This window comes from Achromobacter sp. 2789STDY5608615 (assembly GCF_001298995.1).
Taxonomy (GTDB): Bacteria; Pseudomonadota; Gammaproteobacteria; order Burkholderiales; family Burkholderiaceae_B; genus Achromobacter; species Achromobacter insuavis.
In genome coordinates this window covers 1-14,723 of record NZ_CYTY01000076.1, presented here as the reverse complement: position 1 = coordinate 14,723, position 14,723 = coordinate 1, and the positions used below count along the sequence as shown (strand labels likewise).

Sequence of the window (14,723 nt, the reverse complement as noted above, 5' to 3'; positions counted from 1 at the left end):
GGGCGTGGCCCCGGGACGGGCCACGCCGCCGCTGGTCAAGGGACCATGATGACCCGGCCAAAGGCCTGCCGGGACATCACGTGGCGATGCGCCGCCTGGGCCTCGCGCAAGGAGAACGTCTTGTCGATCACCACGTGCAGTTCTCCCGCGGCCACGCGTTGCAGCAATGTCTGGACGCTGGCGTGTACGCGCGCGTGCTCCTGGTCCAGCAACGTCGGGAAGAAGACGCCGTGCAGGCTCTGGTTGCCGCGCCACAGGCTCACCGGATCGAATTTTTCCTGGTCGCGCCCGGACACGCCCACTGTCACCAGCCTGCCTTTATGGGCCAGCGCCTGGACACCGCGCGCCAAGGTACTGCCGGCGATGCTGTCGACGATGAGATCCACTCCTCGTCCCGCTGTGAGAGCGGATATCTGCTCGACAAAGTCGCTGGTGGAATAGTTGATGCCTGCCGTCATGCCAAAGGTGTTCAGCCGCGCCAGCCGCGCATCATCCGATGCCGTGGCATACACCGTCGCGCCAGCGTGATGCGCCAGTTGGATGGCGGCCAATCCGAGCGCGCCGGCGCCCGCATGAATCAATACGGTTTCACCGGCAGCCAGGCCGCCTGCCGCAAAGAGGCATTCATGCGCGGTTCCCCAGGCGACGGGGACCGCGGCGGCGGTTGGCGTATCCAGCGTCGCGGGGATCAGCCAGGTGTCGGACGCTGGCGCGGCCACGCGTTGCGCATGCGATCCCCAGGACAGTACCGCGACGACGCGGTCGCCGGGTTTTCGGTCGCGCACCTGCGCTCCCACGGCCTGGATGGTGCCGGCGCACTGATATCCCACGATGTGGGGAATCCGCGCCAACGGGCGGATTTCTCGATTGATGAGGTCGCCGCCTTCCACAGATATCGCCTCGATGCCGATCAGCACCTCATCGGGCCCGCAGACCGGTTCGTCAACGGTTTCATAGCGGAACACGTCGGGGGAGCCGTTTTCGTAATACACCGCCGCTTTCATGATGAATCTCCTTGCCCGGATGGCTACTGCGCTGAAATGGGAACGATCGAGCCAATGCGCCATCCCGCCGGTGTGCGCACCGCCACTTCGTAGACCAGGTAGGCGGCTGTGTGCGCGTCGGCGGCGGTGTGTCCCAAGGTGATCTGGGTCGGGGCGTAGAGCTGGGCCACATCCGGCGTCAAGGGAATGATGCGCAGCTTCGCCAGGTCGGGCTCGAATTTCCAGATGCCCTTGAAGGTCTCGCGGAAGTGTTCTATCAGTTCGGACTTGCCCCAGAACTGATACGGCCGGGCGACGAACGTCACTGGGTCGCCCACGACGCCGGGCGTGGCGAACACCGCGCTGAAGGCGCCGAGGTCATGAGCCGTCGCCGCTCGGGCCTGCTGTTCAAAGACCGCTTGCACCTGTTGCCGGTCGGCTTGCGTGAATGCCGTCGCGACCGGGCTGGCGCCGGCGGCGATCGGCATGGCGCAGGCCATGCCGCCGATCAGCAGCGTTCTGAATGTCGCTTGCATCGTGCGGATCCGCGAGGCGGCCCGGCGTATAGCGAGAAAATCTGTCAACATGATTTAGCCTTATATGCCCATATTTGATGGCATCAACGGAACGTGGGCGCGTCACGCAATGCGACGGAGCTGTCTCAAGATTGGGGGTTAACCTGGGAGCGAAAGGTCCAGGGTGGTGATGCGGTGCATGATGCGACGCATCGCCAGCGCGTCGTCCTTGCCGAATACGGCTTCGAACTGTTGCTGGGCGCGTTGCCAGGCCTTTCTGCCGACGGCTTCCATCTTCGCGCCCGCGTCGGTCAAGGTGATTTCCCTTTCTCTCCGGTCCTGCTTGCCTACCGCTATGCGGATGAGGCCGTCGCGCTCGAGCGGGCGCAGGTTATGCCCCATCGTTGCGCGATCGGTGACCAGATGTGCGGCCAATTCGGCAATCGTGAGCGCCCCGCGCGTGGCGAGCAGATTCAGGATCGCGTATTGGGTGTTGCGCAGGTCGGCCTGGGCTAGGCAAAGGTCATAAAACCGGCCCAGATGACGGGCGGCCTTGCGAATGGCGGTGCTGTTGCACACGCCGGGAGGCAGGTCGTGTTGGCTCATGGATCAGGTCGTTTGGAACGTGCGGGAATATTACGGGCATATAAGTTCATTTGTCAAAGGCCATGCAGGAAGACGGCAGAGAAAGGCTTGACGCAATTGCCTTAGACTATTGCAACATTGCATGGCGTGCCGATGCCCCGCCTACTCAGATTCATATCCGGCCAGATGAAACTCTCATTGTTCAAAGCAAGTGTTTTCGCCATGACCCTGTTGGGGGCCACGGTTGTCCACGCACAGCAGCCGCAGGTCGGCGCCTGGCGCAAGGTCTCCGATTCCCAGCTCGATAAGCAATTCCATTTCTCGATGCTGCCCGCCGCGGCGCCGGTGGCGAGCAAGTGGGCGGCCTTCGACGCCAAGGCCGGCAAGGTGGTGTGCTGCCTGGTGGTGCAGGGCGAAGCGGTCACCGAGGCCGAGCTGGAAAGCGCCTACGACATTCCCGGCCCGTGGATCACCGACCTGACCAACGGTTGGAACCTCGACGCCGCGCCGTACCGGCCGCGCGTGCAGCTGCTGCGCGTCGAAGGAGCGCTGGCCGGACACGAATTCGGCGGCGGCGCGGATGCGCGGGGCGGCTTGCTGGTCCCGGCCGATACGCGCGCGGTGGCGCGGGATGCGCTGGAGATTGGCGGCCAGCGCTACACCGTGACGCGCCAGGACGCCTCGCTGGCCGATGACGATGGCGGCCTGACCACCTACAGCCTGCGCCCGGCCGCGGGCGGCGCGGCGTTGCAGGTGGAAGTGCCGTTCGCGACGTATTGAGCATGGGCGAGACCCTGCGGATCGAAGCGGCCCCGCTGACCGGCGACGACATCGCGCTGCTGCGCCGATGCAGCCGCGGCAAGACCTTGGCGCTGATAGCCTGCCTGTTCATCTTTCTGCTGCTGGTCAGCATGACGCTGCTGGTCGCCGTGCTGGCCGTGTCCGAATGGCGCTCGCTGCGCGGCGCCGATGGCGTGATGCTGCTGCTGGTGGTCGTCGGCGCCGGCGTGGGCATGGCGTTCTTCGGGCGGCGTCTGCTGCGGGTGCCGCGCGCCTGGCGCAGCGTCGCGCGCGCGCTCAAGGGGCGCGCGCCCAAGCAGATCGTGTCGGGCCGCCTGACCGGTTTCGGGCCGGGCGAGCGGCCGGGCATCACTTATGTGTTCGGCGACCAGCGCGTGGATGTGGCGCTGCCGTTCTGGAACGAGGTCACCAGCGATACCCGCAGCGGCGCCCGGCCGGCCGACGCCGTGGCGTTGACGGATCTGCCGGTGCGGCTGCACGTGCTGCCGTTGTTGCCGGATGCGCCGGGCTTGTTGCTGCGGGTGGATTACCCGATGAGCGGGCAGGCCTGGACGTCGCTCGAGGAGATCAGCGACGCCGATCGCGAGAGCGTGAGACGCGAAGAGCGGGGCGTGCGCAAGTTCTTCCTGCTGGCGGCGCTGGCGCCGCTGGCGGTCAGCCTGTTCGTGCCGCCGGTGATCCTGCTGGCGGCGGTCCTGGCGCTGATGGGGCTGGTGCTGGGCATGCGCAGTCCGCGCCTGAAGCGCGCGCGTCACAAGCAGGGCGTGCGCGGGGTGGTGGAAGAGGCCGTGACGTATCGCCTGCGCACGCCGAACTCGCTCACGGCATCGCTGGCCCACAATTACCGCGTGGGCGGCGTGATGTATCGGGTCGACCATCTCGGGCCCGCCGCGCTGCCGGGGCAGCGCGTGGAATTCGAATACGTGGACGCTGGCGCGCTGGGGCAACGGGAGCTGTCCTTCCGGATCGAAGACCAGCCCGCCATGACGTTGTGACCGCGCGCTTGCCCGGCAGGCGCGATGAATCTTGATGACGACAGGGAGTGAGGCGTGTCCGAACCAATCGATGTGTCCGGGGAACCCGCGGGCTCGGTGAGCCGCGATGGCCGTTTCCGGCTGGGCCTGAGCGGCCCGGACAGCCACGTGCTGGTCAGGGAGGCCGGTCGCGGGGACGTGATCCTCGGGCCTGCCGACATGGCGCCGAAGGCGGATCTGCGCGTGGCGCCTGATGACGCGATTCATTGGCCGGCGTTCGATCCGTTCGCCACGCCGGCCGGCTCGCCCTGGCCGCGCCATCTCTACTACCACGGCAATGACAGCGGCTTTCTGGGCTGGTCCGAACGACGCCGCATCGAACAGTTCACCTGGGCGCCGGCGTTTGCCGATACGCGCCGCATCGACGCCCGCGCGGCCGATATCCAGACGCTGCAGATCCGGCTCGATGCGGTGGCGGGGCATCTGGACATCACGGTGCCCGGCGGGTTGCGCCTGGGCCTGCTGGGCGATCTTTCCCGGATCGCTGTCACGGGAGCGGCGCCGGACATGCTGTCGCTGCATCCCGCGTTGGGCCGGCGCGCCAGCCAGGCGCCCTATGTGCTGCCCGACCTGGGCATGCTGCGGACGGTGACGACGCTGGCGCTGTACGGCGAGCCGTTGGCGCAGCCGATATCGTTGCAGGGGATCGAGCGCTTTGCCGCGTTGGAACAGCTGTCGCTGTGGGGCGGCTTTGCCGACTGGGACGCGCTGGCCCGCCTGCCGCGCCTGAAGAGCCTGGAGATCCGCTTCGCGCCGGACCTGGCGGGCCTGCCGCCGCTGGACCACTGGCCGTTGCTGGAGCGCTTCATCGGCTTCAACGTCGAGGACGGCGCGGGCAAGCGGCTGAAGGCGCAACTGAAGGCGCGGGAAAAGGTCCGCGCGTGGGCGGACTACACCTCGGTCAGCAAGCTGCGCAAGCCGGAGTGGTGGCAAAGCGAATATGGGCGGCCGTTTTCGGGGTGGAGCGGCCGCATGGCGAAGTCGGCCAACGCGGCTTATGACATCGCCCTCGATGCCTTGCAAGGGGCCCGCGAAGCCGATGCGGCGCAGTCGGCCATCCAGGCGTTCGCCGGCCATTTCAACGACATGAAGGGCATCGAGACCGCCGAGCGCGAAGACATCGGCGAGGCCGTGTGGCAATTCAGCCAGCTCGCGCGGGTGGTCGAGCTGGGCGTGACGGAGGCGCAGGCGTTGCGTTGGTTCGATGCGGTTCGGGACTATTGACGGCGTCAATGCGTGGCCGCCAGCCCCTCCAGCCGCGCGGCCGGCAATAGCGAAAACACGGTCTTCATCTCGCGCGCTTCCTCGCCGGGGCTGCGCCCGAACAGGCGCTTGAACTCGCGGTTGAACTGCGACGCGCCCGGCGGCCGCGGCGGCGGTGAGGTTGTCGCGGATCATCAGCAGGCGGGCCTGGTGCAGCCGGATGGACTTGATGTACTGGATCGGCGAGGTGCCCGCCACGGTCTTGAAGTGGGCGTGGAAGGCGGGGGCGCTCAGGCCCGCTTCGCGCGCCAGGGTGGCGACCTCCATGGGCTGCGCATAGTCGTCGTGGATGCGTTGCAGCACCCGCGAGATGCGGCCGAAATTGCCCTGGCTGGCCAGCGCCGCGCGGATCGCGCCGCCCTGTTCGCCGACCAGCACGCGAAAGCACAATTCCCGCACGATGCCCGGGCCGATGATGCGGGCCTCGACGGGCGAGGCCAGCGCCCGCAGCAGCCGCAGCGTGGTGTCCGCCAGCGTGTCGTCCAGCGGCGTGGAGGTGATGCCTTCCGGCGCCGGCGGCGCCGGGCCGTCGCGGCCGTCCAGCGAGAGCACCAGGTCGGCGATCGTGGTCGGGTCGAGCCGGATCTGTATGGCCAGCAGGGGTTCCTCGGGCGAGGCGTCGGTTTCGGTGGAAAACGGCAGCGGCACCGACAGCACCAGGTAATGGCGGGCGTCGTAGCGGTAGACCTTGTCGCCCAGGTAGCCGCGCTTGCTGCCCTGGCAGACGATGACGATGCAGGGTTCGTACAGCACCGGGGTGCGTCCCAGCGGATGGTCGGCCCGCATGAAGCGCACGCCGTCGAGCTGCGAGCGGGTGTAGCCCTGGTGCGGCGCGAGCTGGCCGAGCAGGGCGGACATCGTGTCTCGGGCGGGCAGCGGTGGCGTCATGGTGGAATGCCTCGGGTAAGAGTCTTGGGCATCATTTTGCACCGAATCGGCGATAAATAAAGAGCGGGAAAGAGGAATGGGCAATCATCCCATAGCCCTGTGCCTATCCGGCCGGGGCCGCCGCGCCTAGCATTTGATCCTGCAATCCAACCCCTCAGGAGATCAGGAAATGCAAACGATCCAAACCAACAAGACCTGGTTCATCACCGGCGCGGCGCGCGGCATCGGGCTGTCGCTGGCCCGCCAGTTGCTGGCGCGCGGCGACCACGTGGCCGCCACCTCGCGCACGCTGGCCAGCCTGCGCCAGGCGCTGGGCGACGACCATCCGCGCCTCTTGGCGCTGGAAGTGGACCTGGTGTCCGAGGCCAGCGTCCAGGCCGCCATCGGCAAGACCATCGCCGCCTTCGGCCGCATCGACTACGTGGTCAACAATGCCGGCTACGGCCAGCAGGGCCCGATGGAGGCGCTGGACGACGACGAGGTGCGCCGCAACTTCGATGTCAACGTGTTCGCGCCGTTGCATGTGCTGCGCCATGTGCTGCCGCACCTGCGCAGGCAGGGCAGCGGCCATGTCTTCAACGTCGCCTCGATCGCCGGTTTCACCGGCGGCTACGCGGGCTGGGGCTGCTACGTGGCGACCAAGTTCGCGCTGGCCGGGCTGACCGAGACCCTGGCGGCGGAGACCGCCGAATTCGGCATCAAGGCCACCGTGGTGTACCCGGGCCCGGTGCGCACGGACTTCCTGAACGACAACAGCCTGGTCATCGCGCGCCGCAAGATCGCCGACTACACCGCGGCCCAGGCCTCGCTGGACCTGCACCGCGAAGGCATGAACGGCCGCCAGGACGGCGATCCCGAGAAGCTGGCCCTGCTGATCCAGGAGGTCGCGGCCCTGGACGCGCCGCCGCTGCATCTGTTCGTGGGCAAGATCGCCAATGACCTGGCCGAACAGAAGCTGGAGACGGTGCGGGGGGATTTCGATGCGTGGCGTCAGCGGGCGGGGGTGGGAACGGACTTTGCCTGAACGGCGACGCGCCCGCCAACGTCAGCGCGCGGGCCGGTGTTGCAGGCAGAACATTGACTGCATGCCGGCCAGGAATTCGGCGTCGCTGCTGTGCCAGCGCGCGTTCGCCAGATGCTCGCTGTCGGGACCGGCCGGAAACCGCAGTTGTTCGCTCTCGTCCGTTGCCGCGGCGTGGATGGCCGCGGCAACCTGTTCGGGCGTCGTCACGGCAGCGCCGGGCGCGCCCAGTTGCGCGAACAGCTGGGCGGCATACGCCTCATAAGGGGCAGTGATCAGCCCGTTCATGCGCGGCATGCCGTTCGCCGTGAACGCGGTGCCGGGGCCGTAGCCGGGTTCGACCAGGCGCACGCGCACCCCTACGGAATGCAGTTCGTAGTACAGGGCCTCGGTGAAGCCTTCGATGGCCCACTTGCTGGCTGCGTAGGGGGCCACCAGTGGCATGCCTGCGAAACAGACGCTGGACGTGACATTGATGATGGTGCCCTGGCCCCGTTCGCGCATCAGCGGGATGACGGCCTGGCTCGTACGCATGACGCCGAAGGTATTGGTTTCGAAGACCTCGCGTATGGTCGCCAGGGGCGTGCTTTCCAGCGGCGAGAGCAAACCGATGCCCGCGTTGTTGACCAGGACGTCGACCTGGCCGAATGCCCCCAGCCCCTGGGTGATGGCCTGGTCGATGCTGTCCGCGTCGGTGACGTCCATGCGCACGACGCGCACGGCCCCCGGTCCGGCGGAACGGAACAGGTCCGGATCCGGGCGGCGCATGGTCGCGATGACGTTCCATCCCTGCGCGGCGAAATAGTCGGCGGTGGCTTTGCCGTAGCCCGACGAGCAGCCGGTGATCAATGCGGTTTTCATAGTCGCTCCTTGTTCGATAGGGGCATCGTAGAGCGGTTGACCAAGACGATAAATAGCGAATAGTCTATGACTCATGCGAGATCGTCTTGATTCAGACCCGCTGGGCGCCGTCGTGGCCTTGCTGCGTCCGCGAACCGTTCTGTCCAAGTTCGTCAGTGGCGCGGGGCGATGGGCCGTGCAATATCCCGACTTCGGGCATCCCAGTTTTGGCTTGATGCTGACCGGCGCGTGCTGGCTGCACGTCGACGGCGGCGAGCCATTCCTGTTCGAGGCGGGAGACTATCTGCTGTTGCCTTCCACCCCGGGCTTCCGGATGGGCAGTGACCCGGAGGCGTTGGAGACGCCGACGATACGCGTGGCCACGACCGAGCCCGTGGCGGACGTGCGTCACGGCGAGCCGCGCGACGAGGCTGCCGTCAGGATGTTGGGCGGTTTCTTCATGTTCGATGCCGCGAATGCGCCGTTGCTGTTGGAACGGTTGCCGAGGGTGGTGCATATCAAATCGGGCGATCGCGGCGCGGAGCGGTTGCGCTGGATGGCGGGCGTGATTGGCGAGGAAAGCGCGAACCCGCGGCCTGGCGGCGATGCGATCCTCACCCGCCTTGCCGAAATCATGCTGATCGAGGCGTTGCGCTGGCATCCGTCGCAAGCGGACGGCGCGGCGCCGCCTGGCGGCCTGTTGGCCGGGCTGGCGAATCCGCGCATGGCAGCCGCGCTGCGCCTGATCCACGGCGATGTCGCGCACCGCTGGACCATCGAGGAACTGGCGGGCCGGATCGGCATGTCGCGCGCGGCATTCGCGGCCCGTTTCATGCAAGTCCTGGGCGTTCCGCCAATGGAGTATGTGCTGCGCTGGCGCATGGCGCTGGCCAAGGACATGTTGCGCCATGACGGCTTGTCCCTGGGAGAGGTCGCGCATGCAATCGGCTATCAGTCCGCGAGCGCCTTCAGCGCGGCGTTCAGCCGCTCGGTGGGGCTATCGCCGAGCGTGTTTGCAAGAATGGATGCGGCCGGGGACGAGCCGCCGTCTCGCCCCGTGTCACCGCGGTCGCCCGCGCGTCGCCGGCGCCCTGATTTCCCCCGCGATCTCTGACAGCGGAACCTCCCCGAACGCCGTCATCAGCGCCGCCTCCGCCGTCGCCAGCGCGGCGTTGATGCGCCGGTTCACCGCCGCCTCCACCGGGCAGGCGTCATTGTCCTGCGCGGGGCCGACGGCGAACAGGGACGTGTGCGCGATGGCTTCGCACACGTCCCGCACCGTCAGGGTGTCCAGGTCGCGGGCCAGCGCCCACCCGCCGCCCGGGCCGCCGGTGGAGGTGACGAAGCCCGCGTCGCGCAGCGCGCCCATGGTGCGGCGCACGACCACGGGATTGGTGTGCAGCATCAGCGCGATGGTCTGCGACGTGGTCGTGCCGCCGCGCAGGTGCATGTGGATCAGGACGTGCAGCAGGCGGGCGAGGCGGGTGTCTCGTTGCATGGATTCGGGGCCGTGGAAATGTGCAACTTTTAATGTTACTCTTTTGGCGAACATTTGCGCCATTTCACGTCTTTATCGAGAGCCGACATGCCCGCAGCCCGCCAACGCTTCATCGAGACCAACGGTATCCGCCTCCACGTGAGGGAACAGGGCGAGGGGCCGTTGGTCATCCTCTGCCACGGCTTTCCCGAGACTTCGCATGCCTGGCGTCATCAGCTCGATGCGCTGGGACAGGCGGGGTTTCACGCGGTCGCGCCGGATCTGCGCGGCTACGGCGACAGCGACTGTCCGCCGGACATCGCGCATTATTCGGCGCTCGACGTGATCGGCGATCTGGTCGGGCTGGCGGACGCGCTGGGCCAGCGCCGGGCGGTGCTGGTCGGCAACGACTGGGGCGCGTCGATCGCCTGGCAGGCGGCGCAGCTGCGGCCGGACCGGTTCCGGGCCGTGGCGGCGCTCGGCGTGCCGATGATGGGACGCGCGCCAATGGCGCCGAGCCGGCTGTTCCCGCAGAACGAACAGGCGTGGTTCTACACGCATTACTTCTGCGAGCCGGGTTTGGCCGAGCAGGAATTCGAGCGGGATATCGCGCTGACCTTGCGCAAGATCTATTACGGCGCCTCGGGCGCCCTGGGCCCGCGCGAGGCCGCGACGCCCAATCCCTTCGGCATGGTGCCGCGCGCGGGCGGGCTGCTGGACGCGCTGCCCGATCCGGCCGTGTTGCCGGCGTGGCTGGCCGCCGCGGACCTGGCGCAATTCGCGCGCGCCTTCGGCGTATCGGGTTTTCGCGGTGGCTTGAACTACTACCGCAACCTGGATCGCAATTGGCGGGACCAGGCCGCCTTCGCCGGCCTGCGCGTCGAGGTGCCGGCGTTGTATCTGGCGGGCGAATACGACACAGGGCTGGCCATGCCCGGCATGCGCCAGATCATCGAGGCCATGCCGGCCATCGTGCCCGACCTGCGCGGCTCGCAGGTGATCGCCGGCGCGGGGCACTGGTTGCCGCAAGAGGCGCCGGACGCGGTCAACGCGGCCTTGATCGGCTTCCTTCGCGCGTTGTGAGGGACGGGGGAACGTCTTTCGGCAAGGATGAGGCCGTGCGGCCAAGGAAGGCCGCGCGGATTCGGACTCAGCCGGCTGCCTGCCGTTCCGTCATGTAGCGCCCCGGCGACGTCCCCAGCGCCTTGCGGAACATGGTGACGAAGCCGCCGGCGCTTTCATAGCCCAGTTCATCGGCCACCTGCTGCACCGAGGCGCCGGTGCCGAGCCACTTCACCGCCAGCATCAGGTGCAGTTGCTGGCGCCAGCGGCCGAAGCTCATGCCGGTCTGCTGCGTGAGCAGCCGCGCCAGGGTGCGCTCGCTCAGGCCCACGCGCCGCGCCCAGCTCTGCATGGTGCCGCGGTCGGCGGGATGGTCCATGATGGCCTGCGCGATCTTGCGCAGGCGGGGATCGGACGGCATGGGCAGGTGCAGGGTGCCAAGCGGCGCCGACGCCAGTTCGTGCAGCAGCAGCCAGACCAGGTGCATGGCGGGGCCGTCTTCCGGGTACAGCAACGGCAGCTGCGCGGAGCGGATCACCAGTTCGCGCAGCAGCGCCGTGGTCGACACCGCGCAGCAGGTGGCGGGCAGGTCGGCCGCGACCGCGGGATCGACGAAGGCGACGTAGACCTCGATGGTGCCGGCGGCGGTGATCTTGTGCAGCACGTCGCCCGGCACCCACAGTGCGCTCTGCGGAGGGACCAGCCACAGGGCGCCTTCGAGCTCGCAGGTGAGCACGCCGCGCAGCAGCAGCATCAGTTGCGCCTTGCGATGGCGGTGGAAATCCTTTTCGAGGCGATCCAGTCCGTGCAGGTCGAGGCTGGCCACGTCGATGCCGGTGGTGCCCATGGTCACGACGGGGCGCGGCACCAGGTCGGGATCGATCCACTCCGGGGCGTCGGCGAGGTTGGTCAGGACGGGCATGGCGGCGGTTGCGCGGATTGGCAGGAATTTGGAATTTATTGGCGTAGTTTACCAATGCTGCCAGGTCCCGGGCTTCCTACCATGGCGGCACGGCGGCGCGATTTGCCACCGTTCATTGCCAAAGGAAGCAATCATGGATTCACTGAGCAGCGGGCGCGTCGCCCAAACCCTGCAACGCCTGTTGGCCGAGGCGGAGATCGCCGACAAGGGCCTGATGGACCAGTTCGAAGGCGGCATGGCCGCGCTGTCCGAGCAGGCCCATGCCGATATCATCGCCGACATGGTGGCCGAGGAACGGCGCGATCTGCGCGGCGTGTATCGCGGCTACGCCAACAACTTCCTCAACGTCGCCCCGGCGTATGGCCGGTTCCTGTATCAGTGCGCGCGGGCGCGGCGGGCCACGCGCATCGTCGAGTTCGGCACCTCGATGGGGATCTCCACGATCTACCTGGCCGCGGCCTTGCGCGACATGGGCGGCGGGCAGGTGATCGGCACCGAGCTGGAGCCGGAAAAGGCGGCGCGGGCCCGCGCCAACCTGGAGGCCGCCGGCCTGGCGGACCTGGTCGACATCCGCGTCGGCGATGCCCGCGAGACGCTGGCGCACGTGGATGGCGAGATCGACCTGGTGCTGCTGGACGGCGCCTTCAGCCTCTACCTGCCAGTGCTCAAGCTACTCGAGCCGCACTTGCGCGGCGGCACGCCGATCCTGGCGGAGAACGCCTGGGAGCAGGGCAACGACTACCTCGATTACGTGCGCGATCCGGCCAACGGTTATCTGTCGCAACCGCTGCCGGTCACTGAGGGCCGCGGCAACGAATTCACGATCGTGACGCGATGAACGGAGAGCGCATGGAGATGACGAATCCCCCGCAGGGCCGGATGAGCCGCGCCTTCACCCGGCTGTTCATGAAGCCGACGCGCATCATGGCGGCCGAAACCCTGGCGGGCGGCTTGCGCCTGCTGACGCTGCAAAGCCCGGCGTTCCGCGAGGCGCGCTGGGTGCCGGGGCAGAAAGTGCAGATCGCGATGGGATCGGCCTTCGTCGCCCGGACCTATACGCCGATCGACTGGGACGCGGCGCGGGGGCGCACCCGCATCGTGACGTATTCGCATGGCGCCGGCCCGGGCAGCGCCTGGGCGGAACGCGCCGAGCCGGGAGAGGAATGCGATGTGCTCGGTCCGCGCGCATCGCTCAACCTTGGCCGCATCGAGGGCGGCCGCGTGTTGCTGGGCGACGAGACCTCGGTGGGTGTCGCCTGCGCCCTTGGCCATGGCGCCGGCGATGGAATGCATTGCCTGCTCGAGGTCCACGCGCTGGCCGCCGTTCGTGACGCGCTGGCGCGGCTCGGGCGGGAGGACGTCGAGCTGTTCGGCCGCCAGGCCGGCGACGCGCATCTCGACGAGATCGAGCGGCGCCTGCCGGCGCTGGCGGCGGCGGGCGCGACCTTCATCCTGACGGGCCGGGCCTCGACCATCCAGCGCCAGCGGCGGGCGTTGAAGGCGCTGGGCGTGGCCTCGGGACGCATCATGGCCAAGGCCTACTGGGCGCCCGGCAAGACGGGACTGGACTGACGCGGCGCGTCACCGGACTTGCCTATACTTTGTTTTTTTTGGCGGTCCGATATGGCGTTTCTGCGTTTCCTGCTCCTGGCCTTGGCGCTGTCACTGGCCGCGCCCGCCGCGGCGCTTGCCGGCGCGGCCGACAAGCCCGTGCGCGTCGCCGTGTATCGCGGGCCGGCCTCGTGCGACCACTGCGCGACGGCGGCCCGGCGCGCCATCGAGAAGACGGACGCGCGCTATCAGGTCGACTTCGTCGGCCCCGATGAGCCGATCGACATCTCCGACGCCAGCCTGGCGCGCTACGACGTGTATGTGCAGCCGGGCGGCGGGCAGGACATCCCCGCCGCGCTGAACAGCCTGGGCGAGGCGCGGGTGGACGCGATCCGCCGATTCGTCGCGCGCGGCGGACGTTATCTCGGGCTGTGCATGGGCGCCTATCTTGCCGACGCTTCCAACCTGGGCCTGATCGCGCAGGACCTGGATTCGGAGGTCGGACGCCCCGGCTTCCCGATCAAGACGATCGAGGACGCGGCCGTCGCCGTCCGCTGGGCGGGCAAGGACGACAGCGTCTTCTTCCAGGACGGCCCCTATCTGCGGCCTCAACCTGGCGATGCGCGTTTTCACGCCATCGCCAGCTACGCGAACGGCGATCTGGCCGCGGCCCGCTATTCGTTCGAGCGCGGCCTGGTGGTCCTGAGCGGCCCGCATCCTGAAGCCGGGCAATCGTGGTTCGAGGACGCGGGCATTGCGTTGGAAGAGATGCCCGGGCACGACCTGTTCAAGGACTTGCTGGACCAGCTCGACCTTTGAGGGCGACGCCCGTCATACGCCGCCATCCGAGCGGCGCAAGACAAAGCCATCGGGCCGGACCAGCACCATGCCGGTGTCCGTCAGGCCCGTCAGGCTACGCCAATCGTCATCGACGAACACGAAGTCGCGGCCCGCGGCCAGCACGCGGGGCGTGGCCGGATCGAGGCTGGCGCGGGTCGACGCCGCAACCGAGGACGCCGGACCCGCCAGCAGGACGAAGCTGTCGCCGAACAGGTCGAGCGTCGAGATCCGTTCGGCGCCGCGCTGGATCCAGGCGTGCGGAAAGCGCGTGCCGGTCTGGGCTTGCAGGACCGCTACAGCGGCCGGCGCCTCGGCGCCCGCCGGCGCGCCGGCTTCAGGATAGCGATGCCGCAGGATCAGGGCGCCCGGGTCGATCAATCTCTGGAACTGGTCGCGATTGCGCTCGGTCTTGATGCCGAAGCGGGCGTCGAAGTCGGTGCGCAGCAGCGCCTGGCGGCCATTGCGTAGCGCCAGCGGGCGCCGCTCCGCGTCGTAGCTGTCCAGCAAATCCGGACCTGCCTCGCCGCGTGCGACGGCGGCGAGTTTCCAGGCCAGGTTGTGGGCGTCGGCGATGCCGGTGGTGGCGTTGAAGCCGCCCCAGGGCGGCATCAGGTGGGCCGCGTCGCCGCACAGGAAGGCGCGTCCGGATCGATAGGTGTCGGCGACGGACACGCCGGTGTTCCAGGCGCCATGCTGCAGGATCCGGACCTCGAGATCGTCCAGTCCGATTGCCGCCCGCACCAACCCCGGCAGGGCGTCGTCGGCGGGTGGCCCCAGGGCCGGATCGTATTCCAGGTGGAACGACCACCTGTCGGTGTTGTTCATCGCCAGGAACAGGCCGCGCACCGTGTCGTTGGCGATTTCGCACTGGCTGAAGGTGCGGCCCTCGACGACGCGGGCCAGGTCGGCCTCGAAGAAGATGTTGACCAGATGCTGGGGGG

At 68.2% G+C, this 14,723-nt stretch carries 16 protein-coding genes and 1 pseudogene; 9 read left to right on the top strand and 8 right to left on the bottom strand.

Annotation, left to right across the window (positions count from 1 at the left end; translation table 11 throughout):
* Nucleotides 1-35: 35 nt before the first annotated feature.
* The 3 genes from AOZ49_RS31095 to AOZ49_RS31085 form a co-directional block, all read right to left on the bottom strand.
* Nucleotides 36-1,004, bottom strand: a complete 969-nt coding sequence (locus tag AOZ49_RS31095; RefSeq protein WP_054479752.1) for a quinone oxidoreductase family protein — start codon at nt 1,002-1,004, stop codon at nt 36-38.
* 23 nt (nt 1,005-1,027) lie between these two features.
* The gene (locus AOZ49_RS31090; protein WP_231689993.1) at nt 1,028-1,570 is read right to left on the bottom strand and encodes a YybH family protein; all 543 of its coding nucleotides are present in this window, start codon (nt 1,568-1,570) and stop codon (nt 1,028-1,030) included.
* An 87-nt stretch (nt 1,571-1,657) separates the two neighbouring features.
* On the bottom strand, nt 1,658-2,104 hold the full coding sequence (locus AOZ49_RS31085) for a MarR family winged helix-turn-helix transcriptional regulator (protein WP_054434459.1): 447 nt from the start codon (nt 2,102-2,104) through the stop codon (nt 1,658-1,660).
* Nucleotides 2,105-2,305: 201 nt separating this feature from the next.
* On the opposite strand from AOZ49_RS31085, the gene AOZ49_RS31080 reads away from it, so the two are divergent.
* From AOZ49_RS31080 to AOZ49_RS31070, 3 genes are read left to right on the top strand one after another with little or no spacing between them, the layout of a single operon-like run.
* Nucleotides 2,306-2,863, top strand: coding sequence for a hypothetical protein (locus tag AOZ49_RS31080; protein ID WP_231689992.1), 558 nt, complete (start codon nt 2,306-2,308; stop codon nt 2,861-2,863).
* Between the two features lie 2 nt (nt 2,864-2,865).
* Nucleotides 2,866-3,879 carry a hypothetical protein gene (locus tag AOZ49_RS31075; protein ID WP_054479750.1) on the top strand — a complete coding sequence of 338 codons (1,014 nt, stop codon included), beginning with the start codon at nt 2,866-2,868 and terminating at the stop codon, nt 3,877-3,879.
* 54 nt (nt 3,880-3,933) lie between these two features.
* Entirely contained in the window at nt 3,934-5,142 is a 1,209-nt protein-coding gene (locus AOZ49_RS31070; protein ID WP_054479749.1) for a hypothetical protein, read from the top strand.
* Nucleotides 5,143-5,147: 5 nt separating this feature from the next.
* On the opposite strand, the pseudogene AOZ49_RS32210 reads toward AOZ49_RS31070, so the two are convergent.
* A pseudogene (locus AOZ49_RS32210) lies at nt 5,148-6,069 on the bottom strand (AraC family transcriptional regulator N-terminal domain-containing protein).
* A 169-nt stretch (nt 6,070-6,238) separates the two neighbouring features.
* On the opposite strand from AOZ49_RS32210, the gene AOZ49_RS31055 reads away from it, so the two are divergent.
* Nucleotides 6,239-7,093 carry an SDR family oxidoreductase gene (locus tag AOZ49_RS31055; RefSeq protein WP_054479743.1) on the top strand — a complete coding sequence of 285 codons (855 nt, stop codon included), beginning with the start codon at nt 6,239-6,241 and terminating at the stop codon, nt 7,091-7,093.
* Nucleotides 7,094-7,114: 21 nt separating this feature from the next.
* Here the strand turns inward: AOZ49_RS31055 and AOZ49_RS31050 are convergent, their stop codons facing one another.
* Nucleotides 7,115-8,026 (bottom strand): SDR family oxidoreductase, encoded by a 912-nt coding sequence (locus tag AOZ49_RS31050; RefSeq protein WP_369815895.1) that lies wholly within the window; start codon nt 8,024-8,026, stop codon nt 7,115-7,117.
* On the opposite strand from AOZ49_RS31050, the gene AOZ49_RS31045 reads away from it, so the two are divergent.
* Nucleotides 8,025-9,044 (top strand): AraC family transcriptional regulator, encoded by a 1,020-nt coding sequence (locus tag AOZ49_RS31045; protein ID WP_082380659.1) that lies wholly within the window; start codon nt 8,025-8,027, stop codon nt 9,042-9,044. The two genes, AOZ49_RS31050 and AOZ49_RS31045, sit on opposite strands and share 2 nt — an antisense overlap.
* On the opposite strand, the gene AOZ49_RS31040 is transcribed toward AOZ49_RS31045, so the two are convergent.
* Nucleotides 8,991-9,428 (bottom strand): RrF2 family transcriptional regulator, encoded by a 438-nt coding sequence (locus AOZ49_RS31040; protein ID WP_054479739.1) that lies wholly within the window; start codon nt 9,426-9,428, stop codon nt 8,991-8,993. The two genes, AOZ49_RS31045 and AOZ49_RS31040, sit on opposite strands and share 54 nt — an antisense overlap.
* Before the next feature lie 87 nt (nt 9,429-9,515).
* Here AOZ49_RS31040 and AOZ49_RS31035 point away from each other — a divergent pair, with 87 nt between their 5' ends.
* A complete protein-coding gene (locus AOZ49_RS31035) occupies nt 9,516-10,490 on the top strand; it encodes an alpha/beta fold hydrolase (RefSeq protein WP_054434443.1) in 975 nt (324 codons plus the stop codon).
* Between the two features lie 67 nt (nt 10,491-10,557).
* On the opposite strand, the gene AOZ49_RS31030 is transcribed toward AOZ49_RS31035, so the two are convergent.
* Nucleotides 10,558-11,391 carry an AraC family transcriptional regulator gene (locus tag AOZ49_RS31030; RefSeq protein ID WP_054434441.1) on the bottom strand — a complete coding sequence of 278 codons (834 nt, stop codon included), beginning with the start codon at nt 11,389-11,391 and terminating at the stop codon, nt 10,558-10,560.
* A 133-nt stretch (nt 11,392-11,524) separates the two neighbouring features.
* Between AOZ49_RS31030 and AOZ49_RS31025 the strand changes: the two genes are divergently transcribed.
* From AOZ49_RS31025 to AOZ49_RS31015, 3 genes are read left to right on the top strand one after another with little or no spacing between them, the layout of a single operon-like run.
* Entirely contained in the window at nt 11,525-12,229 is a 705-nt protein-coding gene (locus AOZ49_RS31025; RefSeq protein ID WP_054479737.1) for an O-methyltransferase, read from the top strand.
* Nucleotides 12,230-12,246: 17 nt separating this feature from the next.
* Complete coding sequence (locus tag AOZ49_RS31020) at nt 12,247-12,963, top strand: siderophore-interacting protein (RefSeq protein ID WP_197286440.1); 717 nt, start codon at nt 12,247-12,249, stop codon at nt 12,961-12,963.
* 51 nt (nt 12,964-13,014) lie between these two features.
* Nucleotides 13,015-13,761: a BPL-N domain-containing protein gene (locus AOZ49_RS31015; RefSeq protein ID WP_054434435.1), complete on the top strand. Its 747-nt coding sequence runs from the start codon at nt 13,015-13,017 to the stop codon at nt 13,759-13,761.
* A gap of 12 nt (nt 13,762-13,773) precedes the next feature.
* On the opposite strand, the gene AOZ49_RS31010 is transcribed toward AOZ49_RS31015, so the two are convergent.
* A partial coding sequence (locus AOZ49_RS31010) for an FAD-dependent monooxygenase (protein WP_197286808.1) occupies nt 13,774-14,723 on the bottom strand: 950 nt, incomplete at its 5' end.